This is a genomic window from Mycolicibacterium komossense (assembly GCF_025822605.1).
Lineage (GTDB): Bacteria > Actinomycetota > Actinomycetes > Mycobacteriales > Mycobacteriaceae > Mycobacterium > Mycobacterium komossense.
Genome location: NZ_JACKTY010000033.1, coordinates 509 through 26,038, shown reverse-complemented (window position 1 = coordinate 26,038; position 25,530 = coordinate 509). Strand labels below are relative to the sequence as shown.

Annotated in this window: 24 protein-coding genes; 12 read left to right on the top strand and 12 right to left on the bottom strand. The window is 63.1% G+C overall.

Annotated elements, in window-relative coordinates; translation table 11 throughout:
• Nucleotides 1–5: 5 nt before the first annotated feature.
• From H7J73_RS20630 to H7J73_RS20595, 8 genes are all read right to left on the bottom strand, one after another.
• A complete protein-coding gene (locus H7J73_RS20630; RefSeq protein ID WP_264069510.1) occupies nucleotides 6–1,418 on the bottom strand; it encodes an ABC1 kinase family protein in 1,413 nt (470 codons plus the stop codon).
• A 111-nt stretch (nucleotides 1,419–1,529) separates the two neighbouring features.
• A complete protein-coding gene (locus tag H7J73_RS20625) occupies nucleotides 1,530–2,567 on the bottom strand; it encodes a ferredoxin--NADP reductase (RefSeq protein WP_264069509.1) in 1,038 nt (345 codons plus the stop codon).
• Nucleotides 2,564–3,475: an alpha/beta fold hydrolase gene (locus H7J73_RS20620; protein ID WP_264069508.1), complete on the bottom strand. Its 912-nt coding sequence runs from the start codon at nucleotides 3,473–3,475 to the stop codon at nucleotides 2,564–2,566. The genes H7J73_RS20625 and H7J73_RS20620 overlap by 4 nt, the downstream gene beginning before the upstream one ends.
• On the bottom strand, nucleotides 3,472–4,440 hold the full coding sequence (locus H7J73_RS20615; RefSeq protein ID WP_264069507.1) for an SDR family NAD(P)-dependent oxidoreductase: 969 nt from the start codon (nucleotides 4,438–4,440) through the stop codon (nucleotides 3,472–3,474). Before H7J73_RS20615 ends, H7J73_RS20620 begins: the two co-directional genes overlap by 4 nt.
• Nucleotides 4,415–6,013 carry a flavin-containing monooxygenase gene (locus H7J73_RS20610; protein WP_264069505.1) on the bottom strand — a complete coding sequence of 533 codons (1,599 nt, stop codon included), beginning with the start codon at nucleotides 6,011–6,013 and terminating at the stop codon, nucleotides 4,415–4,417. The genes H7J73_RS20615 and H7J73_RS20610 overlap by 26 nt, the downstream gene beginning before the upstream one ends.
• A 23-nt stretch (nucleotides 6,014–6,036) precedes the next feature.
• A complete protein-coding gene (locus H7J73_RS20605; RefSeq protein WP_435405544.1) occupies nucleotides 6,037–6,942 on the bottom strand; it encodes a metal-dependent hydrolase in 906 nt (301 codons plus the stop codon).
• Between the two features lie 43 nt (nucleotides 6,943–6,985).
• On the bottom strand, nucleotides 6,986–7,891 hold the full coding sequence (locus H7J73_RS20600) for a metal-dependent hydrolase (RefSeq protein WP_264069502.1): 906 nt from the start codon (nucleotides 7,889–7,891) through the stop codon (nucleotides 6,986–6,988).
• A gap of 257 nt (nucleotides 7,892–8,148) precedes the next feature.
• On the bottom strand, nucleotides 8,149–8,883 hold the full coding sequence (locus tag H7J73_RS20595) for a TetR/AcrR family transcriptional regulator (protein ID WP_435405543.1): 735 nt from the start codon (nucleotides 8,881–8,883) through the stop codon (nucleotides 8,149–8,151).
• 469 nt (nucleotides 8,884–9,352) lie between these two features.
• Here H7J73_RS20595 and H7J73_RS20590 point away from each other — a divergent pair, with 469 nt between their 5' ends.
• Genes H7J73_RS20590 through H7J73_RS20550 form a run of 9 tightly spaced genes read left to right on the top strand, consistent with a single transcriptional unit; the run spans nucleotide 9,353 to nucleotide 17,968 of the window.
• On the top strand, nucleotides 9,353–10,126 hold the full coding sequence (locus H7J73_RS20590; RefSeq protein ID WP_264069900.1) for an MlaE family ABC transporter permease: 774 nt from the start codon (nucleotides 9,353–9,355) through the stop codon (nucleotides 10,124–10,126).
• The gene (locus H7J73_RS20585; RefSeq protein ID WP_264069501.1) at nucleotides 10,126–10,998 is read left to right on the top strand and encodes an MlaE family ABC transporter permease; all 873 of its coding nucleotides are present in this window, start codon (nucleotides 10,126–10,128) and stop codon (nucleotides 10,996–10,998) included. The genes H7J73_RS20590 and H7J73_RS20585 overlap by 1 nt, the downstream gene beginning before the upstream one ends.
• Nucleotides 10,999–11,001: 3 nt before the next feature.
• Nucleotides 11,002–12,072, top strand: coding sequence for an MlaD family protein (locus tag H7J73_RS20580; RefSeq protein WP_264069499.1), 1,071 nt, complete (start codon nucleotides 11,002–11,004; stop codon nucleotides 12,070–12,072).
• Entirely contained in the window at nucleotides 12,069–13,079 is a 1,011-nt protein-coding gene (locus tag H7J73_RS20575) for an MlaD family protein (RefSeq protein ID WP_264069498.1), read from the top strand. The genes H7J73_RS20580 and H7J73_RS20575 overlap by 4 nt, the downstream gene beginning before the upstream one ends.
• Nucleotides 13,079–14,086, top strand: a complete 1,008-nt coding sequence (locus H7J73_RS20570; protein WP_264069495.1) for an MlaD family protein — start codon at nucleotides 13,079–13,081, stop codon at nucleotides 14,084–14,086. The genes H7J73_RS20575 and H7J73_RS20570 overlap by 1 nt, the downstream gene beginning before the upstream one ends.
• A 1-nt stretch (nucleotide 14,087) precedes the next feature.
• Nucleotides 14,088–15,254 (top strand): MlaD family protein, encoded by a 1,167-nt coding sequence (locus H7J73_RS20565; RefSeq protein WP_264069494.1) that lies wholly within the window; start codon nucleotides 14,088–14,090, stop codon nucleotides 15,252–15,254.
• A gap of 8 nt (nucleotides 15,255–15,262) precedes the next feature.
• Nucleotides 15,263–16,285 carry an MlaD family protein gene (locus H7J73_RS20560; RefSeq protein WP_435405559.1) on the top strand — a complete coding sequence of 341 codons (1,023 nt, stop codon included), beginning with the start codon at nucleotides 15,263–15,265 and terminating at the stop codon, nucleotides 16,283–16,285.
• Entirely contained in the window at nucleotides 16,282–17,250 is a 969-nt protein-coding gene (locus H7J73_RS20555) for an MlaD family protein (protein ID WP_264069492.1), read from the top strand. The genes H7J73_RS20560 and H7J73_RS20555 overlap by 4 nt, the downstream gene beginning before the upstream one ends.
• 10 nt (nucleotides 17,251–17,260) lie before the next feature.
• The gene (locus tag H7J73_RS20550; protein WP_264069491.1) at nucleotides 17,261–17,968 is read left to right on the top strand and encodes a hypothetical protein; all 708 of its coding nucleotides are present in this window, start codon (nucleotides 17,261–17,263) and stop codon (nucleotides 17,966–17,968) included.
• Between the two features lie 132 nt (nucleotides 17,969–18,100).
• Here the strand turns inward: H7J73_RS20550 and H7J73_RS20545 are convergent, their stop codons facing one another.
• From H7J73_RS20545 to H7J73_RS20530, 4 genes are all read right to left on the bottom strand, one after another.
• Nucleotides 18,101–18,949: an SDR family NAD(P)-dependent oxidoreductase gene (locus tag H7J73_RS20545; RefSeq protein WP_264069490.1), complete on the bottom strand. Its 849-nt coding sequence runs from the start codon at nucleotides 18,947–18,949 to the stop codon at nucleotides 18,101–18,103.
• Nucleotides 18,946–20,553, bottom strand: a complete 1,608-nt coding sequence (locus H7J73_RS20540) for a flavin-containing monooxygenase (protein WP_264069489.1) — start codon at nucleotides 20,551–20,553, stop codon at nucleotides 18,946–18,948. The genes H7J73_RS20545 and H7J73_RS20540 overlap by 4 nt, the downstream gene beginning before the upstream one ends.
• Nucleotides 20,550–20,708 carry a hypothetical protein gene (locus H7J73_RS20535; RefSeq protein ID WP_264069932.1) on the bottom strand — a complete coding sequence of 53 codons (159 nt, stop codon included), beginning with the start codon at nucleotides 20,706–20,708 and terminating at the stop codon, nucleotides 20,550–20,552. The genes H7J73_RS20540 and H7J73_RS20535 overlap by 4 nt, the downstream gene beginning before the upstream one ends.
• Before the next feature lie 154 nt (nucleotides 20,709–20,862).
• Complete coding sequence (locus tag H7J73_RS20530; protein ID WP_264069488.1) at nucleotides 20,863–22,650, bottom strand: SDR family oxidoreductase; 1,788 nt, start codon at nucleotides 22,648–22,650, stop codon at nucleotides 20,863–20,865.
• A gap of 122 nt (nucleotides 22,651–22,772) precedes the next feature.
• Here H7J73_RS20530 and H7J73_RS20525 point away from each other — a divergent pair, with 122 nt between their 5' ends.
• From H7J73_RS20525 to H7J73_RS20515, 3 genes are all read left to right on the top strand, one after another.
• The gene (locus tag H7J73_RS20525) at nucleotides 22,773–23,540 is read left to right on the top strand and encodes a hypothetical protein (protein ID WP_435405558.1); all 768 of its coding nucleotides are present in this window, start codon (nucleotides 22,773–22,775) and stop codon (nucleotides 23,538–23,540) included.
• Between the two features lie 409 nt (nucleotides 23,541–23,949).
• The gene (locus tag H7J73_RS20520; protein WP_264069486.1) at nucleotides 23,950–24,981 is read left to right on the top strand and encodes a GGDEF domain-containing protein; all 1,032 of its coding nucleotides are present in this window, start codon (nucleotides 23,950–23,952) and stop codon (nucleotides 24,979–24,981) included.
• Between the two features lie 258 nt (nucleotides 24,982–25,239).
• Nucleotides 25,240–25,530 (top strand): hypothetical protein (locus tag H7J73_RS20515; RefSeq protein ID WP_264069485.1); only part of this gene is annotated, 291 nt, incomplete at its 3' end.

Sequence of the window (25,530 nt, the reverse complement as noted above, 5' to 3'; positions counted from 1 at the left end):
TAGTACTAGCTACAAACGGTTTCAGTTATTCTTCCGGTGTCGCCGCGACGAGAGTCACGCCACGCGGCGTCGGCAACCCCGATCGCAGTCGCAGGCTCGTCTCCGCAGATCCACTCGCGGGCGATCCGATGCCAATTGTTGGTGGCCCTCAGTTGGCCCAAAACACCGAAGGTCAGGAAATCCGCCCGTCGGGAGAAGATATGTTCTGGTGGCAGGTTCTGATGGCGCATACCCGAAAACTCCGTCATTCGCGGGTCGGTCGCGCCGAGCATGCTGTCGCTGGCCATCGCCGGCGTCACTGTGATCACCTCGTCGGTGAGGTGCCATCCGGCTGCGGCGTAGACGTATTCGAGACATTCTCGGGGTGCCACCCCGGCGTCGGCATTGATTACACCGCGTTCCACCATCATGTCGAAGAGGTCTTGGCAGCGGTTCTCCATGGCGGCGCGGACGCACTGACGCTCGAAGTCGACGTGGATCGGGTCCATCTGGTTGTAGAGACCGAAATCGATGAACCCGATCTTCCCGTCACGCCCCAACAGAATGTTCCCCGGATGCGGGTCACCGCAGAACTCGTTGTGCAGGAACAGCGAACCGACGTAAAACCGGTAGATGATCTCGCCGACGCGATCGCGATCGGCTTGTTGCAGCCCACAGATGGCGTCGAACGGTTCGCCGTCGAACAATTCGGTCACGACCACCTTGCGGCCGCTGCGCGCCGCAATACTGTCTGGGATCGCGATAAATGGATGGTCGGTGAACAACATCGCGAGGCTGTGCTGTGTTCGCGCTTCGCGTTCGTAGTCAAGTTCGCTCTCCATATTGCGGGTGATCTCAGCCGCGAGTCCCGGCGCCGACACCGTCGGCAGTGCCGAACTCCAGAATCTGAGGAATGCGGTCAGGTTCTTCATGTCGGCCCGGATCGCGATATCGATACCTGGGTACTGCACTTTGACCGCGACATCCCGACCGTCATGCAGACGGGCGCGGTAGACCTGGCCGATCGACGCCGCAGCCATGGGCTGGTCGTCGAAGTCCGCGAACAACGTCGCTACGGGTCCTCCGAGATCCTCCTCAATCTGACGTCGCATCACGTCGAATGAGACTTTGGGGGCCTGGTCGCACAGCACTGCGAGCTTGCGTTGGAAGTCCTCACGGTGCGATTCAGGAACCAGCTGTAGGTCGACGACCGAGAGCATCTGGCCGAGCTTCATCGCGGCGCCCTTCATGCTGCCGAGGACGATAACCAGCTGGTCGGCGGCCTGCAGCGCGGCCTTTTCGGAGATCCGTGCCTTCGACTCGGGTGAACGGCCGACCATGGACATCTTGGCGCCGGCGGTCCGGACCGCTTGAGTGGCGGCCGCTTTGCCGAGCTTCGTCCCGCGCGTAACCCGCGAAGTCGGTACCTCGTCTGGCATTGTGGCGTCCCTCCCTCCGGCGGACTGACCGTTGCGAGCTGACGGCCGCCTCACACCCAGGTTACAAATTCCGGCCGCACGCCCTGCCGAAAACTCGCTAGTGGTCGAACGCTATTGGTCGAACGCGATGTGCACCCGATCGGATTCCGGCAGTGTCTGGCATGCGAGGGTCAGGCCGACCTCGAGTTCCTCGTCGAGTAGTGACTCATTGAGTAGCATTCGGGTCCGACCACTCCTGACCGAGCACACACATGTTCCACAGGCCGACTCGCGACACACGTAGGGGGCGTCGAGTCCCTTCGTCAACAGGATGTCGAGAAGTGGGGTGCCCTTCGGCCAGTCGAGCTCATAGGTTTGGCCGTCCAATTCGACTGTTGCGATCGTTGCGCTGTTGGGATTCGAGGCTCGTAGGGCCGCGCTGGGCGCAAGGAATGGGTTGGCCTCCAACGATCGGTACGCTTCGGTCCGGATGCGGTCGTCCGCAACGCCCAGGCGAATCAATGCCGCCATGGTCTGCGTGGCGAATCCCGCTGGTCCACAAAGATATACATCGCGATCGACGTAGCTCTGCACAAGCTGAGCAATGGCATCAGTGGCCGGTAAGCCCCGCTCTTCCTCAAGCCAGTGCAAGACGTGCAGCCGATCTGGGAACTTGGCGGCCAGCGCGTCGATCTGTCCGGCAAAAATGACCGAGCCGATATCGCGGTTGGCGTAGAGCAATGCAACGTTTCCGGTACCTGCGAGAAGAACGGACTTGGCTATGGAGATCACGGGTGTGATGCCACTGCCAGCCGCACACAGCAGGACATCGCGGTCCAACGAACCGGGTACGAAAGCGCCCGCGGGCTCGAGCACCGTCAGGACTGAATTGACGGCCGCGTTGTCGCAGATCCAGTTCGACGCGTAGCCGTCGGCCGTGCGCTTCACCGTAACGGCTGGCCTGCGATCGCAGTGCGGGCTGCTCGACAGGGAGTAGCACCGCGCGACCGATCCGCAGCGTTCACTTGGCACTTCGACGGTCAGGAATTGTCCAGGTGAATAGCCGAACCTTTCGGCCAGTTCTGCCGGCACGTCGAAGACGAGCGTGACGGCATCGGCGGTCTCCTTGATCACCTCGAAGACACTGAGCGTATGCGCACGAGAATTCATCCCGCCGATCCCTCCAGCTGCCATGCGGACGCGCGGGCTTTGGTCGTCAGTGCCAGGAGTTGGGCGGCGACGGCTTCTCGTCTTTCATAAGGCAGGTGGTGACCAGCACCCTCATAGACGACCACCTGGCTGTTGGGAATCAGCTGGGCAATGCGTCGAGCATGCGCCGGTGATGTCAGCCAATCCTTGGTCCCTGCCATCACCACGACATCGACGTCGCTGAATTTCGCCAGCGCCTCATAGCGGTTGTGCCGCAACAGCGATCGACCCAATGACGCCACCGCGCGCGGATTGGCCTGTGCCACCTGCTGGATGGAACGGTTCATATCGCGTCGCCGCGGCCGCGTGCCGAACAATGCACCTCTGGTCCCTTGCCGCGCGAGGATCAGCGGTCTGCTGGGCACCCTCAGCCGGGACGACACGACAAGACCCGCCCGTAACAGGAGGTCGACCCCGCGGACCTTTCGTATCGCGCCCAGCAGGTCACCCGCGCTGGTTGCCACGAACGCCGCGCCGAAGACGCGCTCCTCGATCACCGCGGGGTAGTGCTGTGCCAGCGCCATCAGCGTCATTCCACCGAGGGAATGACCGCCGAACACAATGGGTCCGTCAGGAACGTGCGCCCGAAGCAGAGCCGCCAGGTCGTCGGCCAGGATGTCGATGGATGCCGGTGCGATAGACGAACTGCCGTGGCCTCGGTGGTCATACGCGACCACGCGCAGGGCTGGATCCGTCGTCACCAGTAGTTCAGCCACGTCCTCCCAGCTCCGGCTGGACAGACTCCAGCCGTGGGTGAGGACAACGGTGACGTCCGCATCACGTGAGCCCCATTCGTTGACGTGCAGCCATCCGCTCTCGATCGGCAGGCGGAACTGGCGCCGCAACACAGGTGATCGGTCTCTGGTCATCGGTGCGCCACCTTGCTGTCACTGAGGACGGGCGGCTTCTCGCCAGCGCCGGAGGCTGCCGGATCGTGCCACGCCGCGGTGCTCAGCCGGTTCAGAAACCGCGAACCCAGCTTCTCCATGGTCTGCACGGAGAACGGTTGCGCCATCCGGCGATTGATACCAGGGGCGAGGCGGAGCATGAAGTAACCCAGCCAGGCTTCGGTGCGCACCGGCACGATTGCGAGGTCGAAACGCACGGCTCGCACGGCGGCGCGAGCGACCAGATCGGGGCTCATCGGCGAGAAAGGCAGCTTCTCGCCGAGTTCCTGGAGTTGCCTGGTGAATTGCTTGCCGCGGTCGATGAGGTCATTGTCGATGCCGACGGTGTGGGCGTTCTCGCCGATATTCGTGCTGATCACGCCCGGGCAGATCGCGCTCACACCGATACCGTGGGAACCGAACTCCAAACGCAGGCACTCGGTCAGCATCTTCACGCCGGCCTTGGATACGGAGTAGGGCGCCATCACCGGCGTGGGCGTGAACGCTGCCGCCGACGCGATGTTGACGATGTGACCGCCCTGCCCTCGCTCGATCATCTGCGCCCCGAAGGTCCGACACCCGTGGACGACCCCCATCAGGTTGAGACTGAGCTGGCGGTCCCAATCCGCGGGCGTGAGATCGAGGAATGGGCCGCCGACAACCATCCCAGCGTTGTTCACCAGCACATCGGCGAATCCGTGGTCGGCAAGCACGTCGCGGGCGAAAACCGCCCAGTCGTGCGGATCGGTGACATCCAGACGGGCCGCCGAGGCTTTGTGGCCCGCCGACCTGATCATCGCGACGGTAGCCGATGCCGCGTCCAGGTCGATATCGGAAACCACCACGTGGGCACTGTGTTTGGCGAATCGGATCGCGGTGGCGCGACCGATGCCGCTACCGGCGCCGGTGACCACCACCAGCTCAGGGCTGAGCTTGTTGAACTTCACAGTGCCTCCCAGCTGCCGATGCGAAGTCGGCGGCCGACACCTCCGGGGTGCCGTAGTGGTAGATGTCGAGATCGAAATGACGGTTTTGCCAGTACATTTCACCGTGCGTCGTCGGCCGGAACGGGGAATCGCCCTTGTCGTCGATGTAGTACGTGTTCGAGCCCGAGCACGTGGGCGTGAACAAGAAATTGCGCGACTGACGTTTCAGGCACATCTGGAAATACTTGTCGTGCGCCTCTTGGCTGATCTCACATTCGATGGCACCGCGGCCTTTGGTCTCCGCGATGGCGCGGCTCAGATGCGCCGCCGTCGCCTCGATCATCCACAGATACGAGCCAAGCACGAATCCGTACGGACCGGTGATCATGAAGACGTTCGGGAAGCCGGGAACCGAAACCCCCTGGTAAGCCTGGTATCTGTTCTCATCCCAGAACTTCTCGAGGTCCAGACCGCCGCGGCCGGAGACCGGGAAGGGCGGAGCTGATCCCTTTTCCCAGAGCTTGAACCCGGTAGCGCAGATCAAGACGTCGATCTCGTGCTCCACACCGTCGGCCGTGAGTACGCCTTTGTCCGTGACGCGGTCGATCGACTCGGTCACCAGGCTGACGTCATCGCGGTTGAATGTCTTCAGGTATTCGTTGGACATCGACGGTCGCTTGCAGCCCAGCCCGTACTGCGGGATCAGCTTCTCGCGGGTGATCGGATCATCGACCTGGCGGCGCATCCAGCGGCGGGCGGGCACTTCCAGTAGTTTGCGGGTGGAATCCACCATCCAGGTCGGTCCCGTCAGCTGTCCGCTCATGGCGATCTCCGTGGCGATGGTGCCGACGAGGCGGATGGCAGATCGGATCCGTCTGCGTCCCATGATCTTCCGGCCCAACGGACCTACCGCGGCATCTCGTTTGGGAAACACCCAGATCGGAGTGCGCTGGAAGACCGTCAGGTGGTCAACCTCCTCGACGATGGCCGGGACCAACTGCAACGACGTTGCGCCGGTGCCGATCACCGCGACGCGCTTACCCGCGAGTGCGACGTCATGATCCCAGAGCGCGGTATGCATCAACGTGCCGCCGAACTCGTCGATGCCTGGAATCTCAGGCATCTTGGGCCGCTCAAGCCCACCGATCGCCATCGCCACGTACCGGCCGGTGATTTCCGCGCCCGAGGCGGTGGCGAGCCGCCAGATGCTGTTCTGTTCGTCGAATCTGGCGGACACGATCATGGTGCTGAGCCGGAGTTTCTCCCGCAGTCCGTATTTGTCGACAACGTCGTCGGCGTAGTCCCGCAGCTCCTCACCTGGAGCAAAGATCCGGGACCAGTCTCCACGCTGCTCGAACGAAAAGCTGTAGATGAGCGACGGGATATCCACCGCGACGCCGGGGTAGGTGTTCGCGTGCCATGTGCCACCGACCCGATCCCACTTGTCGATGATCACAAAGTCGTGAATACCTTTTCGCTGTAATGCAATACCGGCTCCGATGCCGCCAAGGCCGGCCCCGACCACCACGACCTCATAGTCGGGAGACACCCGCCCGTCCGCGGCGCAGCGCCGTATGTCGATACCCCTGCCCATAGTGACGAACCTCGTACTTCCGGTTATTTCGCGCGATCGACGAGGATGCCCTCGGTGCCGAACAGTTCCTTCTGCCATTTCTGCAGGACGGCGTCGGTGTCGATGTCGTCGGGGTGGAACCCTCTGCGCATATAGGGCCTTATCTCCGCCATCAAGCCGCCGAGAATGGGTCCGCGGAAGATTCCGTACGCCTGGCGCAACAGCTTGATCGGCCGCCATCCACTCGGGTCGGTGAGCACCGATACGGCGACGGCCGCCGTTGCGACCGGAATGGTGAAGTAGTACAGGATCCGCATCACCGCGATCCGGATCCACTCCGGTCCGCCTACCGCCCGGTAGACGTCGAACGCCACCGACTTGTGCTCGAGTTCCTCGAATGCGTGCCAGTTCAGCAGGTGCCAGGCCTCGGGATCGGCCGGAATGGCCTGGATCTCAGGGGTTTCCAGCACCCGCAGGCCCAGGGTCGCGGTGTAGTGCTCGGCCGCCGCGGTGAGGGCGAGGTGCACTTTTGCAGGAAGGAGCTTCTCACCGAAGACGAAAAGCTTCTGGCGCAGGGTGTTCGGACCGAAGTTCAGGAACCGCACCATCAGGTAGCCCTTTTCGATCAACTTCTCATTCAGCTCGCGGTGCTGCTGGCCGTGCACCGCCTCCTGGCCGACGAAGGCGGCGACCCGCTTCTTGAGCACCGGATCGGTGATCTGGTCGGAGAAGCGCCGCACCGAACGGATGAACGACTCCTCGCCGGGCGGGAAGGTGCCCGAGAGAATGGCCATCAGATGGCTGAGCGCGATATCGCCCTCGACAAAGTGCCGCTTGATCGGCTCGGGCTCGCCGAACCGGAACTTCATCCGCCGGACCTTCGGATATGCCGACGCGGGAGCCTTCCCATTTGTCCTGATTGTTGTGGAAACAGGTGAATCAGTGGTCATTTCGCTGATCTCTCTATTCGTCTCGGGGTCTTGGTGCGTTGGATCATTTGAGATGGCCGACCAGGGTGCCCTCGGTGCCGAACATCTCCATCTGCCACTCCTTGAGCAATGCGTCGGTGTCGATGTCGTCAGGATGGAAGCCGGGTCGCAGGTATTTCGCGAGTTCACGCGTAACGCCGCGAAACAGCGGGCCGCGGAACAGCGAGTTCGCCTCGCGGATGAGCCGCAGCGGTTGTCGGCGCGCAATCGGATCGCGGGCCATCGCGATCGCGAGAGAAATCGTCACGAAGGGCGTAGTGAGCGCCAAGATCGCCGCCATCACGAGGATGCGCGTGCGTTCGGTGCCGCCCACCGCCCGATAGACGTCGAAGGCCACCGACTTGTGTTCCAGTTCCTCCAAGGCGTGCCAGTTCAGCAAGTGCCACACCTCCGGATCTCCCGGAACTGCTTGAATCTCGGGAGTGCCCAGCGTCCGCTCGGCGAGGACCGCGGTGTAGTGCTCCGCCGCCGCCGTCACGGCCAGGTGCACTCTGGCCGGCAGCCGCTGTTCAAACCGGATCAGGCGTTGCTTCAACGCTTCCCGATCGAGCCACTCGATCTGGTACCCCAATTCGACCAACTTCTCGTTCAGTCTGCGGTGCTCCTGTCCATGCATCGCTTCCTGGCCGATGAATCCGGCGACCCGTTTCTTCAAGTCCGGATCCTCGATGTGGTCAGCGAACCGGCGCACCGACCGGATGAACCCTTCTTCACCCGGTGGAAAGCCAGCTGACAATCCCGCCACGAAGTGGCTGTAGACGATGTCGTCTTTGACGAAGTACTTGTCCGCCATGCCGTCCTTGCCGAAGCGGAAGCGGACTCGGCGGGTCTTCGGATGAGCGGACGTGCCCCCCGCCGCACCTGTGACGGCCCCGGCCGACTTCGCACATCCTTCGACTTCGTTCCGCATGATTGCCGCCTTTCATCGAACACTCAGTAGCCAGTACTGCCAGTACCGTGTTGTCAGTCACATTAGGCTCGCGGCAACCGTTGCGCAAGACCCCGGCGCACGATGCCAACGGGTGATCGCGAGCGGAACTGTTGCGCCCGTGTTCAGTCGACGTATCGGAATCGGTTGCGCATCAACGGAAAGCTGCGCTACGCCCGGCTAGGTCAGCGGGTGGTTGGCCGTCGCGGGAGCCGCGGCGGGGCTAGTCAGTCGACGCTCTACTGCGGTGACGACAGGCGCTCATCAGGGTCGAGAGTGATCCCGCGGGCCGCTGCGCTCGCCGATGCGGCGCCCCATACGACCGCCGTCAACTCGTCAACCAGCGCACCCTTGGCAATGGTCGGGGTGTTCAGCCAGCGCAGGACACCCAGCGCCACCGCCCCGAGGATGGCGTCGACGAAGTACTCCAGGTGCTCGCCGTCGCCGCCACGTCCCGTGACGATGAGGGCGACGGCCGCAACGATGGCGTCCGACATCGGGCGGCCCCCGTCGACCAGCGCCATGGCCGAGCGGTTCTCGGTGAAATGCGCTCCGACCAGGAAGCGAAAGAGATTCGGGCGCTCCGCGACTAAGTCGACGTATGCAGTCAGGGCCGAACGAACCAACCCGAGAGCGGTGCCGGTCAGATCGAACTGCGGCGCGACGCGTTCGATGACCAACTGCTGGATGCGTTCGGCGACGGCGTCGAACAGTGCGTCCTTGTCTTCGAAGAATCGGTACAGCTTGGGCCGCGGAATCTCGGCCGTCTTGACGACGTCATCAATCGACAGATCCGGTCCGTACTCGTCGATGGCGCGCAGCGTTGCCTCCACGAGTTCGGCCCGGACCGACGCACGATGCTCGCGCCAGCGATCGACTCTGGCATCTCCTGTCAACTCAGGCAGACGCCCGCGACCAGGACCAGGACCAGGACCAGGACCAGCCGTCGATGACACCGTCTCATCGTAAGCCACCGGCTCCCTCCGTCATGGACTCCCGATCGCATCCGACATCCACGTCGGAACCTGGTCCCGCCGGTACGAGCAGCCGTGATCACTTGACGAGCGACTGTGACATCAAGCACACTGAAAGTCGCTCTGTACTCGCAGTACCGGATACCGTCGGTATCAAACGAGGCCGAACTACCGCTTCGGCGCAGTCGCAAACCTCGCGGCATCAGAGGGAAGGAACTCTTTGTTGAGTCCAGATACGCGCCCGCGCGTCGGAGATGTTGTGAAAGCCATTGCAAAAAAGGCAGATTTGCCCGAGTCCGTCGACGACTTGAGGATCGATTCGGTGGGTGCCCCCCAGATCGAGGGACTGGGCGGTCCTCCTGGTGAGGCGACCGATGAGTCGTATCAGGGCGAAAGGGTCGAGGAGCGGTCGGTGGGCGGCCAGGTCGCGACGCTGCTCGGAAAACCGCTGCGCTACATCACCAATCAGATGGACGGCTCGTTGAAGACCCTCGGGCGCTTTCTCGAGCTTGCCTTTCATTCCGTCGCATACCTCGTCACCGACCTGATCCGGCTGCGCCATCCGTGGCGCGAGACCATCAACCAGGCCTGGTTTGTGGTCAGTGTCACGGCAATTCCGGCACTGCTGGTATCGGTCCCGTTCGGAGTGATCGTCGCCGTGCAGGTCGGCAGCATCATCCAGCAGGTCGGCGCCACATCGATCTCCGGCGCCGCCGGCGGCCTCGGGGTGATCCGCCAGGGAGCTCCGATCGTGGCCGCGCTGCTGCTGGGCGGCGCCGCGGGCTCGGCGGTGTCAACCGATCTGGGGGCCCGCAGCATTCGCGAAGAGGTTGATGCCCTTCGCGTTATGGGCATCGATCCGGTGCAACGTCTCGTCACGCCCCGACTGGCGGCGATGCTCTTCGTCGCGCCGGTGCTCTGCGTGTTCATCATCTTCATGGGCCTCGCCGCGGGCTACCTGATCAACGTGGGCTTCCAGTCGGGCACTCCGGGCAGCTACATTTCTTCGTTCGCTTCGTTCGCCACGGTGTCCGACGTCGGTGTTGCGCTGATCAAGACATGGCTTTTCGGACTAGTCGTGATCTTGGTGGCCTGCCAGCGCGGCCTGGAAGCCAAGGGCGGCGCACGCGGTGTGGCCGACGCGGTCAATGCGGCCGTGGTGATCGGCGTGGTCTCGGTGTTCGTGCTCAACCTGGTGATCACCCAGATCGTCTCGATACTCATGCCCACGAGGGTGGGTTGATGGCAACGCCCGCAAGGTATTCGCCGTTCAAACTCAACCCGGTGCTGCGTGCGTCGCGATCAGTCGTCGACGCGCCGGGCTCGCTCTTGGAGCACTTGGGGCATCAGGCCACATTTGTGTTCCTGGTCTTCAGTGCGATCCCCCGGACGCTGAAGAATTACCGACGGCAGACTGGTGCGCTACTGGTCGACATCACTTGGGGCAACGGATCATTGATCGTGGGTGGTGGCACCATCGGAGTACTGGTTCTCATGGGTGCCGCGGTCGGCGGTTCGGTCGGCGTCGAGGGATACGCCGCCTTGAACATGGTCGGCATGGGACCGCTGACCGGGTTCGTTTCGGCGTATGCCAACACCCGGGAGATGGCACCGATGATCGCGGCGATCGGGTTCGCCGCCCAGGCAGGCTGCCGAATGACAGCCGAGATCGGCGCTATGCGGATCTCAGAGGAAATCGACGCATTGGAAGTCCAAGGAATCCAACCGATTCCATTCGTCGTCACCAGTCGTGTCATCGCGGGCTTAATTACCATTGTTCCGCTCTACGTCCTTACCCTCACATTGAGCTACCTATCCTGCGCACTGGTGGTCAACGTGCTGCACGGTCAATCGTCGGGCACCTACTACCACTACTTCGACTCGTTCATCCAGCCGTCCGACGTGTTCTTCTCCGTCATCAAGGCGATCATCTTCGTCTCGCTGATCATCGTCATCCACGGCTATCAGGGCTACTACGCCAGCGGGGGGCCCGAAGGTGTCGGAGCCGCCTCGGGCCGAGCCATCCGCGCCAGCCTGATCACCATCGTCCTCACCGATATGGTGCTCACCCTCTTGTTCTGGGGTAGCAGCACCGGAATTCAGATATCGGGATAATCGATGCCGGTATACCTGGACCACAGCGGACGATCGGCCAGCTCACGTCGTCTCCGAGTACGCGGCCTGGCGGTCGGCGTTGTGCTTGCCGTCGCCACCTACTTCCTTTACCAGCAGAGCACCGGAAAGCTGGACGACACCTTCGAACTGACCGTCTTGGCGAATTCGATTGGGGAGGGCCTGGCACCGGGGGCCGAGGTGAAGTACCGCGGGATGACCATCGGGTCGGTCAAAGCACTGGAATCGGCCGGCTACAACAAGCAGAAGATGACGGTGGTTCTCGATCCCCGCCAGGCGAAGATCCTCACCACCGCCACCAGTGCCCGGTTCACCTCGTCGAATGTCTTCGGCACGGCGGCAGTCGAACTCGTCAGCAACGGTGACGGCGCCCCGTTGGGCACGAATCAGACGTTGGAGATCGGCGCCAACGTACAGGCCGCGTCGGTCACCGGACTGCTCCGGCAGGGCCAGAAGCTCAGCCAGATCATCGATTCGGCAGACGGCGAGCACATCGTCAATGTGCTTCGCCGGCACGCTGATCTGACCGAGCCAGTGGCGAAATCCGTTCTCGACTTCGCCAGGATACTTGCCGACTCCCAGACGGTTCCGTTCTCACAGTCGCTATCGGTGATTGGCTCGTTCGTCAACGGGCTCAACGATTTCGTTCCCCTCATGGGACTGATCAACCAGTTGCTCGACCAGCTGCAGTTCCTGGCGGAGCCGGGAGGCGCGGACCACACGAACGTCATCCTGCAGCGCATCGGCCAGTTGATCAACGGCGGCGGTCAGATCTTTGCCAGGAACAACTCGTGGCTGGTACCGCTGGTCAATGGTCTGATGAACGCCGCGATTCCCGCCGCGTTCGCCGTGGGCAGCCTGGCGCCGGCCTATGACCGGCTCTCCGGCCTGCTCGACCGGACCAGCGCCGCGTTCCCGGTTCGCGACGGTAAACCCCGCCTGCAGGTCGAGCTGTTACTGGACAGCATGCCTGGGCTCGCGGCCGCCCTGCCTTCTCCCGGTGTCGATCCCGGACCTACCCCTGGTCCCCCGCCGATGCCAGGGGGTGGCTCATGAGAAGCATCTCCCGATCGCTGCTGTGGCTGACGATCTTCACTTCCGTGGCAGCACTATGCGCCGTCATCGTGATCGGCGCCTTGCGCAGCCCCGTCAAAGGTGCGGTGACCCAGTTCACCGCGACATTCTCCGACGTGTCGGGACTGTTCGTCGGCAACGATGTGCGCGTCTCCGGGGTGCAGGTGGGCAAGGTGCTGGCCCTGCGGCTGGTCGGCAACGACGCCGAAGTGGACTTCACCGTCCTCGACGATCATCCGCTGTACCAGAACACCGTGGCCGCGGTCCGCTACCAGAACCTGCTCGGCCAGCGTTACCTGGAACTGGCCCAGCCGGACAACCCGGGCCCGCCCCTTGCCGCCGGGGCCGCCATCGCGCTCGCCCAGACCGTTCCCTCGTTCGATGTCTCCAAACTGTTCAACGGATTTCGACCACTGTTCCATACGCTCGACCCCGCCCAGTTCAACCAGCTGGGCGAAAACCTCTTGCGACTGATCCAGGGGGACGCGTCCGGGATCGGACCTGCGCTGAGCGATCTCGACGCCATCTCCAAGTACGCCGTCGATCGTCAGTCGGTATTCATGGTGCTGATTCACAACCTGGGCGACATCTCCCGCGATTTGGGCGGCAAGTCCAAGCAGCTCATCGACCTGATCGGCACCCTCAATGGAGTGCTTCTGCGGTTCACATCCAAGGTCGAGCAGTTCCGCACCTCGATCGACGAGGCGCTGCCTCCCCTACGCAATCTCGTCAAGCTCCTCGATGCAGTCGAGCGAGACTTCGACGGTTCGAACAGGCCACTGTATGACCTGATGAGCCGGATGTTTCCGCAGACTCCGACCATCATCGCCGGACTGTCTCTGGTGCCGTCCCTGATCACGGGTCTACGAGACTCGCTGGTCGACGATCGGCCCGCCGTTGCGGCGTTCACGTGTTCCAACGGCGAGGTTTCCCTTCCAGGCATCGGCATGGTGTCGTTCGCCCAACAGGATCTGGTGGTGTGTCGCTGATGGCTCTCCGAAAACGCCGACCCGTGCTCGACGATCACGCGGCTGCGGTGCGCAGCCGCCGGTTCGGCGTCATCGGGGTGATCACCATCGTGTGCGCCCTGGTGACTGCCGGGGTGACATACGTGAACCCGGCGGGACAGACGAGGTATGCCGCGCACCTCCCCGTATCTGGTGGCGTGCGCCCCGGCGACGAGGTCCGGATCGCGGGCATTCCGGTCGGAAAGGTCACCGGGGTCCGCCTTGACCGCACCCTGGTCGAGATGAAGTTCGACGTGAGCCAGTCGATAGCGGTGGGTTCGGAATCCACGGTCGAGATCAAGTTACTCACGCCGTTGGGCGGCCACTACGTCGCGCTCGTTCCCCGGGGCGAAACTCCATTGGGCCACAACGTGATTCCACCGCAACACACCACAACGCCGTTTGAGATCAACGACATCATTCAGGCAGCGACTCCCGAGATCAAAAAGGTTGACGGCCAGGTCATCCACGATACCTTTACCGAAATCGCCAACGCCGCCAACAAGTATCCGGACGCATTACGCGATGTGATCCAGACAGCCGACACGTTGACGACATCGTTGAGCCAGACGACCGCGGACTTCCACCGCGGCTTGGACTTCATCAATGACTACTCCAGCGCGTTCGTCGCCGGACGTCAGCAGCTGGTCACGCTGTCTGAGCAGTTTGCGTTGATCGGGCGCAGGCTCACCTCGAAATCGGCCGATATCGTCGAGTTCTTCGGGACGCTTGCCGAGTTGGCCCGGCTCGTCGACCGGTTCCTGGTTTTCTACCAACGCGAAGTGGCACCTGTCGTGAACGGTATCGACGACATCTTCGACACGCTGTTCACCCACCCGGAGCGGATCGGCAAGGCGGCCGAAGGCCTGGGCCAGATCCTGAACATCGTGGTGCCGATGCTCAGCGGCAACGGCGTCGTCGTCAACGAGAGCGACAAGCTGATGCCGGGGCAAGATTTGTGCCTGCCATACAAGATGAGGACCTGCTGACGTGTCGCTATTCGCCGCCATCCGCCACCGGATACATTCTCGCCTGGCAGTCGCACTGGCGTTGGCCGTGGTCGCCGCGCTCGTTGCGGTAGGAGCCTTGGGCGCCAAGGTCCTGATGCCCCAGATCACCAACAGCCGCGCGATGTGTGCCGAATTCACTGATGCGGTGGGGCTTTACCCGGGCAACAACGTGGCGTTGCTCGGTATCGAGGTCGGCACGGTGACCGCGATCACCAACAAACCTGATCACGTCGAGGTCGACTTCACCGTACCCAAGGACCTCGACCTTCCTGCTGACGTCGGTGCAGTGACCTTCGCACAGTCCGTGGTCACCGACCGGCACGTCGAACTCACCAAGGCCTATTCCGACGGCCCGAAGTTCACCGGCTCGCAGTGCATCAAACTGGCGGACACCAAGACCCCTATCGGTATCAGTGAAACCTATTCCGCCCTCGGCAATCTGACCGACACCATCCTCGGTGCCGGCAAGGACCAGCGCCCGTCCGAGGCGCCGGGCGTGCAGGCCATCAACGACAGCCTCAGCGCGGCCAGTCACTCGCTCGAGGGCACCGGAGCGGGCCTGAACCAGACGCTGCGGAACCTGGTGACGATGGTCGGCGACCCCTACCAGGCCGATGCCGACTACCGGCAGCTCTTCGAGAATTCCCAGATCCTCACCTCTGGCTGGCTCAAGCACTGGGATACCTTCGCCACCGTCGTCCAGACGCTGCCCGCCACCGCCCAGCTGATCGAAGGCCTGGCGGACAACTTCGCCACCGCGCTCAGTCATCTCGTGCATCTGCTGCCGATCCTGGTCGATGCGATCAATCGCTTCGCCCCACGCATTTATCACAACATCACCGACAAGGCGATTCCCTGGATCCGGGATCTGCTGAACGCCTGGACACCGAACATCGTCGGCAGCATCAATGCCCTGCCGCCGCTGACCAATTGGCTGGCGGACATCTACGACCCGTCCTGGGGCACCAATCACGTCACCTACATCGCTCCGCGCGTGGCGATTTCACCGTCACAAGCCAGCGCCATCTGTACCGAACTACGGCAACGCAACATCCCCGGCACGGCGGCGGCCTGTGCGCAAGGCACGGCCTCTGATCCGGTGACCTTGGGACTGACCAACCTCATCATGGGAGCGGCGCTGCCATGAACCGTCCGATACTGCGCGCGGTCGGCGGTCTGCTGACCACCGTGACTGTCGTCCTCGCGGCGGGGTGCGCCCTCGACCCGACGCGGCTGCCGGTTCCCGGATCCTATGTCGCGGGTGCCAAGTACAGCATCAAGATCGAATTTTCCAGCGTGCTGAATCTGCCCGCCCGCGCGAAAGTTGACTCCGGAGGTGTGCAGATCGGCGTCCTGGATCGAGTCCAACTTGCCGCAAGTACGGCGGTCGCCTACGTGGATATCTCCGCGAATGTCACACTGCCGCAGGATACTCGGGCTGAACTTCGGCAGGCCACGGTACTTGGCGACACCTATATCGCACTGTTCACACCGGCCGCGCCGTCGCCCGTCCCGTTGCACAACGGAGATACCATCCCCCTGCGCAACACCGTGCCGGCCGACAATGTCGAAGATGTCCTGAGATCGGTGTCGAACTTGGTCTCCGGCGGAGAGCTCGGCACGCTGCAGGACACCGTGATCAATCTGAACAAGGCTTTCCCGAAGGACCCGGCCGAGCTGACCCGAATCCAGCGCAAATTGTCGGGCGTGCTCGATGATCTGGCGGCCAACCAGGACACCATCGACGGAATCCTCTCGGGGGCAGAGAACATCAGCAACAGTTTGGCGGCGAACACCAAAACCTTCGACCGGCTGGTTACCGAGGGCCCGGCCAAGCTCGAAGGGCTCGGCAGCGTCACGCTGAGCATCGTCGATCTCATCATCAACGCTGCTGTGCTGGGCCGGAACCTGACGCCGCTGCTGGACCCGATCACCCCCGATCTGCTCCGCATCCTGTCCTACGTGGGGCCGTTCATCGCATCGGTCTCAACCGCCGATACCACGATCCCGGTCATCTCGAACAAGCTGATCGAGCTGATCCGCGACAAGCTCATTCCGTTCTTCGGGCAGGGCGGACCCAAATATACTGTCTCCGAGATCAATTCACCGGGAATGGATCCCACCTCCAGGGCCAATCAAGTGATCTCGGCGATGCAGACCATGGGGTTGCTGAAATGAAATTCAACGCCGGCCCCACCTTGGTGATCCTGCTGATCATGACGCTGATCGGCGCGGGTTATATGGCGCTGGGAGTCCTCGACATGAGCCCGACCACGACGGCTACTCGGGTGACCTTGATGCTGAACACCTCCGGTGGCCTGCTGCCGACGTCGCAGGTGACGATGCGCGGCATCAAGGTCGGTCACGTAGCCGGTATGCAAATCACCCCGACCGGTCTGGCGGTGTCACTCGACCTCGACGGGGCGTACCCGATCCCGGCCAGCAGCGCAATCCGCGTCGAGAACCTTTCCGGCGCCGGAGAGCAGTACATCGACTTCAGGCCCGAACTCATAGCGCCGCCCTATCTTTCGTCGGGCGCCGTAATTCCGGCCGATCACGTTGCTCCGACGGTGTCGGTGAGCCAATTGCTGGCCAGGGCCGATGCCCTGCTGTCGGCTCTGCACCCCGACGACGTGCGCACCATCGTGGCCAACGTGTCTGGAGCATTCACCGACAACGACCACGCGCTGGACTCGCTGGCCACCACTGCTGGTTTGTTCGCCAACGTCGTGCGGGAGAACAGGGAGCTGCTGGCGACGCTGTTCAGCAATGTTTCGACACTGACCACCGGGCTCGGCGATCTGAACGCGGGAGCGGTGTTCAGCCAGACCGGCAAGATGCTGCCGCAAGTCGTGCCGGCGTTCATCCGTCTGATCGGTCAGTTCGATGCGTTGTCGCACACGGGTAACGACATCTTCGGCAGCGATGAGGCGGTCGGCAACCTGGTGGCCAAGCTCGGCGAGTACCTCGACACCCTTGCCATCCCCCTGGGCACGTTCGCCAGCGTGCTGGGGCCGGCGACCGCCCCGCTGCGCGGGGTCAAAGTCGACGCCGGCCATTGGCTCGACTTCTGGGAGTCGACATTCAGCGACGCCGGTGGCGTGCGGGTCCAGCTCACCGTGCCGGATTGGAACCAACAATGAGGAGTGAGGCGTGACCAACGACATGATCAAAAAGCCCGACATGGCTAATGACGAAGAGACCAAGGCGGGTAACGACGTCGACTCGGTTCATGGAGCCCAGAGTGTGGAGGACGCGGCCGCCGACGATCCGCCGTCGCGCCGGTGGCGCAACCGTTGGATGTGGGTGTCGGCCCTGCTGTTGGCGGCGCTGCTTGGAGGCGGCGTCTTCGGGTACGTCAGGTACAAGGCCGCCGCCGACGATGTCGCGGTGCTGCGCCAGGCCGAAGCCGATCGCAGTAACGCGGCGCAGTTGGCGAACGCCTACGCGCTGAAGTCGCTGACTTATAGCTTCGAAGACCCCGACGCCTTCTTCCGATCGGTTGAAGACGGGGCATCCGAGTCGCTCAAGGACAAGTACATCAACGCCAACGACCTGCTCCGGGGTGTCATGTTGCAAGCGCAGGTGACCTCGACCGGTGAGGTGCTGGCGACCCAGGCGACCGCCCAGCCAGGCAACGTCTACCAGGTGGTCGTATCGGCGAGCCAGACCACCAGAAACCTGCAGAACCCCCAACCGAGGGTATCGATCATCCTGCTGGCGATCACCGTCAACAAGGTCGGTAACACCTGGCAGATCTCCGACATCGGCCCCAAGACGGGCAGTCAGGAGGTCACTGCGGAGCAGTCTGCAGCGCCAAAGCCGGGTGCCGGTCCCATCGCTCCTACACCGAAGCCGTAGGGGGCGTACGGTTCTGACCCGTTCGCCGACCTCGGGCACCACAATGTCGGCGACCGGGTCAGAACCGGTACGGCTAGCTGCGCGAATGGACTCCCGGTCGGCCGTGGTCTGCGCGGCCGGCAGCGGGCGTGTTCACAGCGGGATGCCGAAGCGTTCGGCGATCTTGCGCCCGATCCGATACAAGGGTGCCCCGATGTCTTCGTAGCGAGGACCGATGATCCGGGGAATCGCGTCGAAGACGCGCGCATCGGGCCCGATCAGCACGCGCGGCTTGTTCTGCTCGACACCACGCAGAATGATGCGTGCAGCCGAGTCCGCGTGCGTGAACGCGACGAGCTGAAAACCCTTCTGGATCAGCTCGATATCGACATCGTCGGGGACACCACGCGCATTCGCGGCGATATTGGTCTTGATGCCGCCGGGATGGACACAGGTGACGCCGACGGGGTGGCGGGCGGCCCGCAGCTCTTGGCGCAGCGCTTCGGTGAAGCCGCGAACCGCGAATTTTGCTGCGTTATAAGCGCTCTGAGACGGTATTCCCATCAGGCCGAACACCGATGACACGTTGACGATGTGGCCGTCGCCGGATTCGATCAGATGCGGCAGGAACGCCTTGGTGCCGTGCGCGACACCCCAGAAGTCGATGTTCATCAACCAGTCGAAGTCGTCCCACTCCATGTCGACGACGTCGGCAGACAGGGCGACGCCCGCATTGTTGAACACCAGATTGACCTGGCCGAACTCGTTCTTGACGTCCTCGGCATGCGCATAGACGGCGGCCCGGTCGGCGACATCGAGTTCGAACGGAGTCGCCTCGGCGCCGATCTTCTCGCAGCGGCCCGCAGTATCGGCGACGCCCGCCGTATCGATGTCCGAAAGGGCGAGGCGCGCACCGCGTTCAGCGAGTTTGATAGCCAAGCTGCGGCCGATTCCGGATCCGGCCCCGGTGATGACGGCCACCTTGCCAGTGAAGTCCTTCACCGCTGGACCGCCGACCCAAGCGACGGCGAGCTCTGCCTGGGGCCGTCGGGCCGGGGCACCGTCTTACGCACCTCGGGGCTGGGGATGCCGATCAACTGGTACTCGTTGAGGTCCACCGAACGGGTGGAACGCCAGTACTCCCAAGTGAATCCGGACCATAGGGTTCGGTTGTAGCCGTGTTCGTCGAGGTACCAGCTCTTGCAGCCGCCGGTGTTCCAGACCGAACCTACGAGCTTGCGTTGTAACTCGTCGTTGAACGCGTCCTGCGCCGCCCGCAGCGGTGCGATCGCCCGAGCGCCGTAGGCATCGACGGTCTTGATCGCCTCCGCGACATAGTGGATTTGGGACTCGATCATAAAGACCACCGAATTGTGGCCCAGACCAGTGTTGGGCCCGAGTAGGAAAAACGCGTTCGGTACGTCGGCCACCGTGATACCGCGGTGCGCGGCCACACCTTCCTGACCCCAGCGGTCCGACAGGTCTTCGCCGTTGCGCCCCTTGATGTCGACGTATTTGTACGAATCGGTGACATGGAATCCGGTGGCGAAGATGATCGCGTCCACCTCGCGCTCCTTGCCGTCGCTGGTGACGATGCCACCGGGTGTCACCCGCACGATCCCGTCGGTGATCAATTCGGACTTGGCGTTTTCGATGGCCTTGTAATAGGTACCCGAGCCGAGCAGTCGCTTGCAGCCGGCGCGGTAGTCCGGGGTGAGCCTGCGCCGTACCTCCGGGGCAGAGATCTGGCTACGAATGTAGCGCTTACCCAAGAAGTCAACGGCCTTGAGCAGCACCGGCCGCTTGTTCATGGCATATGCGAGGCTTTCCGCACCCCAATACAGACCTGCCCGATATCCGGCCCGCAGACCCGGAATGAACCTGAAAGCCCGTTGGAGCAGCTGGGGGTAGGTGATGTTCGTACGGGGCAGTACCCAGGCCGGGGTGCGCTGGTAGAGCTGCAGCTCCCCCACGCGATCGACGATCTCCGGTACCAGCTGGATAGCGCTGGCTCCGGTTCCGACCACGGCGACCTTCTTGCCGGTCAGGTCGAACTCGTGATCCCACTGCGAGGAGTGGAAGGCCTTGCCGCAGAACTGATCCAGCCCGTCGATATCCGGAGTGCTCGGAATGTGTAGTGCACCGACCCCCGAGATCAGGAACTGCGCGATGTACTGCTGGCCCGATTCGGTGAAGACATGCCAGCTGTAATCGTCTTCGTCCCAGTAGGCCCGCTCGACCTTGGCGTTGAACGTGATGCGGCGACGCACATCGTATTTGTCGGCGACACCCTTGAGATAGTCGAAGATTTCGGGTTGCAACGAGAAGAGGTTTTTCCAGTCCGACTTCGGCTCGAAGGAGAACGAGTACAGATGCGTAGGCACGTCGCAGGCGGCGCCGGGGTAGGTATTGTCGCGCCAGGTGCCGCCGACCTCGTCGGCTTTCTCGAGGATGACGTGCTCGATGCCTTGCCTCGCCAGAGCGACGGCCATGCCGAGGCCGGAGAACCCCGTGCCGATGATCAGGGCCCTGGTGCGCAGCGGCGGTTTGTCGGAGCCCGGCTCGGCGTCAGTCGTGATTTGCACGTGGGACTCGGCGGTGGTCATCGTGATCCGGCCTTCTCGGCGGCGATAACGTCGCGCACTGCACGCAACAACCGCTGCGCAGCTCTTTCACGATCGCCGATCGTGCTGCCGCGTACCGACGACGCGCCGACTTCGCTCAGCAGGACAGGCCGATCGATGGTGCATTCAACGCTCATCTTGCGTGTTTCCCCTCGTAACGACTGGATAGAATCATGTAACACTCAGTACGTCATACTGACGGTACCGCATAGTGCGCAGCGGCGAAAGGACTGCTTCCCACACGGAACTTGCGGGGCCGTCCGGATTCGACGGACTGAAGTCCGCAATGGGTCAGCCGAGGGAAGCCGTCTTGGCGACCAGCCGCACCAGGCCCGGCGCGAACCTGCTGAGCCGGTACTGGAGGGCTGCTTCGGGTGTCACCGGAACGACCGCCTTGTCCTTTTTGACGGCTTTGACGATCTGCTGGGCCACCTTGCCCGGTCCGTAACGACGCAACTTGTAGGCCCGGTCCACGGCCGCAAGCTTTTTCACCGCCTGCTCGCCGGACAGGCCGGACACGACGGTGTTGCGAATAATGTTGGTCGCGACGATCCCCGGGCAGATCGTGGCAACGGAGACCCCGGAGGAGGCGAGCTCGGCGCGCAAGCAATCGGAAAACATAAACACCGCGGACTTGCTGGTCGAGTACGCGGTGAAGCCCTGCTGGGGTGTGTACGCGGCCATGCTGGACAGATTCACGATATGGCCGCCGAGACCGCGGGCGGCCATCCCGGGCCCGAAAGCGCGGCATCCGTTGACCACCCCGTACAGATTGATGTCGAGCACCCGCTTGAACTGATCGGATGGAGTCGAGAAGAACGCACCCGCCGCCCCGACGCCGGCGTTGTTGATCAGGATGTCGGGTACCCCGTGAATCGCCTCGACCTCGCCGGCGTGGGCGATGACCGCTTGCTCGTCGGCGACGTCCAATTGATACGCGTATGCGGTGCCACCGGCATCGCTGATCAGCGCAGCGGTCTCCTTGGCCGAGACCAGGTTGACGTCGGAGACCACGACCTCGGCACCGTCGCGTGCGAACGCCAGCGCAGTCTGCCGTCCGATTCCGCTGCCCCCGCCGGTAATCACCAACAATTGGTCTTCGAAAGGCTTTCGCTGCCTTCCCATTTCGGCGCGGCGCAGCCCCCTCGCAGGAGGCAGGCCCGAGGTGGCGTCGACCAGTTCGGCCGCTGCCGTCGCCAGCAGCTCCGGATGCGAGAACGGCAGCCAGTGTCCACCTTTGACCACGCGCCGCCAGACCGCGGGTGCCCAGTTGAGGGCGTCGGTGTAGCTGGCCTGTCGCACGGCGGGATCGCGGGTGCCGACGATCACCTGTACCGGAACGCGGGTGAACCGCTCCTGCCGCTGCCGGACGGCAAGGACATTGGCCCGGTAGATCCGGAGACCGTTTCCGATGTCCTTTTTGAATGTGGCGCCGAGGAAGATCTCCTCCGGTGCGACACCTTCGGCGCGGGAAAGGCCTTTACGCCAACGCTTCTCGTTGATCGTCAGAGCAAACATGGCCTTCGGAAGCAGCGGCAGCATGAAGTAGAACATGTAGCCGAAAGAGACTAGCTGTGCCAGCACCAACCCCAGGTTCTTCGGGGTCGGCCGCGACAGCCGGTTGCGTGCCCACATGCCGACGTGCGCGATATTCGGGCCCGCTACCGAGGTGAACGAGGCGATCCTGCGTTGCGCCCACTCGTCGCACACAACCTCCCATGCGGCGACGCTGCCCCAGTCATGGGCGAGCACATGGACCGGCTTGCCCGGGCTGACTGCGTCGATGACGGCCATGTAGTCGCTGGCGAGCGCGGCAAGTGCAAAGTTGCGGAAACTCTTCGGGTTCGTCGACTTGCCATGTCCGCGATTATCAACCGACACAACGTGGAAGCGTTCGGTCAGCAGCGGCGTCACCCCATCCCAGAGGTGGTGCGTGTCGGGCCAGCCGTGGAGCAACACGATGGTCTCACCGCCGCGGTGACCTTGCTCGTACACCGCGATCTCGATATCGCCGTTACGGACGATACGTTCGGTGATGTCGGCGGCCCCGCATTCGGCGATGCCCCCCGGGCTCGTCATCTTCGAAACTGGACCCATTCCTGATGCTCCATCCCTGCCGACGCGCCGGCGAGCCGATACCCAAAGTATGTCATACATTTAGTATCGTGTACTTCCGGTACGGTGGAGTCAACAGGGGTACTGTGCGCCACATGAACAGGCACGCAGCTCTTGGCGCCGCGCTGGCGATCGCCGCAGCAGGCTGCTCGTGTCCTCCGGCCGCAGCCGACGGTGGTCTGCCGTCGTGTGTGCAGACCACCGTGATGATCAACCCAGCAACCCCGCAGGGGCACCCGAATTGCCGGATGCACTCTCATGATCGGCTCGGCCTGACCTTCGATGTCAGTTACTGGTCCCCCGATGACGCGGAGCCACTCATGGCAGTGAAGATCAGCGTCACCGACCCTACTGGCGCCCTAGTCCAGACGATCGACGAGCTGCTCGAACCGACCAGCCCGGCAGGTGTCGGGCTGGAGGATATCGACGGCGACGGCCGCGACGAGATCATCATCCCGATGGGACAGACTCGATTCAACGGGAGTCCCAACACCCGGTTCTCCGTGTGGCGGGCCGCCGGCGATAGCTCCCACTTCGAACGAACGCAGATGGTCGGGCAGGCCCTGTACCCCAGCGGCGACGGTTATGTCGTGACCAACGGCGGCGCGCTGACCAGCCGAGATCTCACGTTCTACCTGCCCACCGGCGCCGGGTTCACGTTGATCACTTCGCTGACGATCGAACCTGAACAGGTCGATCCCGATACCGGCCGAGTCCTCACGGTGAGCTGTCGAGCTCACCAAGAAGAGGGGCTGGGGAGCATCGACATGGAAGTACATCAGGCTGAGGAGGTGTTTTGCGCGTCCCCGGCCGCACTGGCCATCTGGCCTGGCGCGCAACGTGTCTCGATCTGAGCCGTGAACGGCGCTTAGCGGATCACCACGGCCGCTGGCTCCTCGTCCGCATCGCACACGCAATCCGGCTGCTATCCCACGGCAAGGGTAGAGCGCCTGCGCGCAGTAGTGAGTGAGGTCCCGATTCGGGCGGAATTGGCGGGCAAACCAATATGTGTCGGGGAAGCCAGCCAACGCCTTTACAACCTCCATGTTCGACACAGCTGGAAACGAGGTGGGGCGCAACATGTCCGCTGGAGAACAGAGCGGTCGCGGCGATCCACAGGATCTGCAGATCGCCGGTAACGCCCGGCGCCCGAGACCGCGTCACGTCCACTCTCGCGCCTTGGCGGCCCTGCCGGAGCGTCTAATTCGTCGGACCACCGCAACATTGGTGCCGTCGTTCGCCTTGGTAGGTGTCGTTGCCGCGATGTCCATCGAAGGCCCACACTCACTAACGCGGCGATTCATCGTGATTGCGATCTATGCGACGACCATTCCCGTCAGTTCCCTCATCTTTCGGACGCGGCTGGACAGGCTGTGGCGGCTCCGGCACACGGATCGGCGCCATATGTTGCCGAGAGCTTTTGTCTGTTATGGCGATATCGGCCTGGGTGCTGCGCTCTTCACCTTCACCGACGCCGAAGCGGCGATGTACGGGGCAGCACTATTTGCGATTATCGGAATTTACGCCGCAACCTTCGCCAGCAAAAGAGAAGTCATCGCCCACGCCGTGTTCGTCACACTAATAGTCACCGTTCTTGCTGCGCTTACCTGGCGGCAGGGACATCACGATGCAGCAGGTGTCGTTGCGCGATGGATCGTGTCGGTCTTATGCGCGAATAGCACACTCGGGATGTTGCACGGCTTCACTCGCGGCGTGCAATGTGCACTCAACACGCAGCTCGACAACGCTACCTGCGACCCGTTGACGGGCCTGCTCAATCGACGCGGCCTTGCACTCTGGTCAGAACAACTCCTGGGAATGTCACCTTCGCTGGATGTGGGATTCATCGTGGTCGACCTTGATCACTTCAAGGCCATCAACGACAACCACGGCCATGAAACGGGCGATGCGGTGCTGTGTCTAGTCGGCGACCAGTTGCGGCGCGTGGCCGGTGCCACTGCCACCATCGCCCGCAGCGGCGGCGACGAGTTCGTCCTACTTATAGCGGGTCCACCGGACGTCAACGTCAGTGTTGCCAATGCGATCCGTGTCGCGGTGGCAGACGGCGTCGACGGGCAACGCGTCACCGCCAGCGTCGGAGTCGCCAGCCTGGAAGCCGCGGAGATCCTGCGCGTCGCCTCGACCGATGCCCTCGGCGAAGGTCTGCGACGAGCCGACATCGCGATGTACGAAGCGAAGCAAGCCGGGCGAAACCAGGTCCGCACCTACACGCCCGAACACATGGACGTCTCATGGCCTGACCACGAACAGCGGATGCCGCGGTCTCGCGGCTGATGGCCGTGCCGGCCGGCGATGTCGCGGCGGCCGTGGCCAAAGCCCGGTCCGCCGAGGCCATAGCCCGGCCACGGGAGCGGGCTCGCCGACGGCCCGTTGATGGTAGGACGGGCCGTCAGGTCATCATCGATCCCGATGGCACTCTGCCGACTGCGCACAACGAAAAGTAATTCGCAGCAACGGCATTCAAGTGCGAGCTTGGGTTTCACCCCATGTAGGCGTTCGTCGATCACGGCGGCGTCCACACACGGGTTAGGGGTGTACACCGAAACGCTGCGGAACTGGACCCGCCAGCAGCGGGCCGACGACGGCAACTGTGACGGGCTAGCACCAGATCTGGCGGATCGCCAGTTCCAGGTGCCCGCCCGCAACATGCCGCCTTCGGCCAGTGAGACCTGGCCCGCTGATGCGCGCGGCGGTTCACTCTGCCGCACCGTCGTCGTCTGCTTCGGGGTGGAGGAGTTCCTCGGGGTGGTGGTGTTTGTTGATGCGGCCTTGGCCGGTGTCGAGGTGTGGTGGTGGGATCCATTCGGTGCGGCCGTCTTTGCG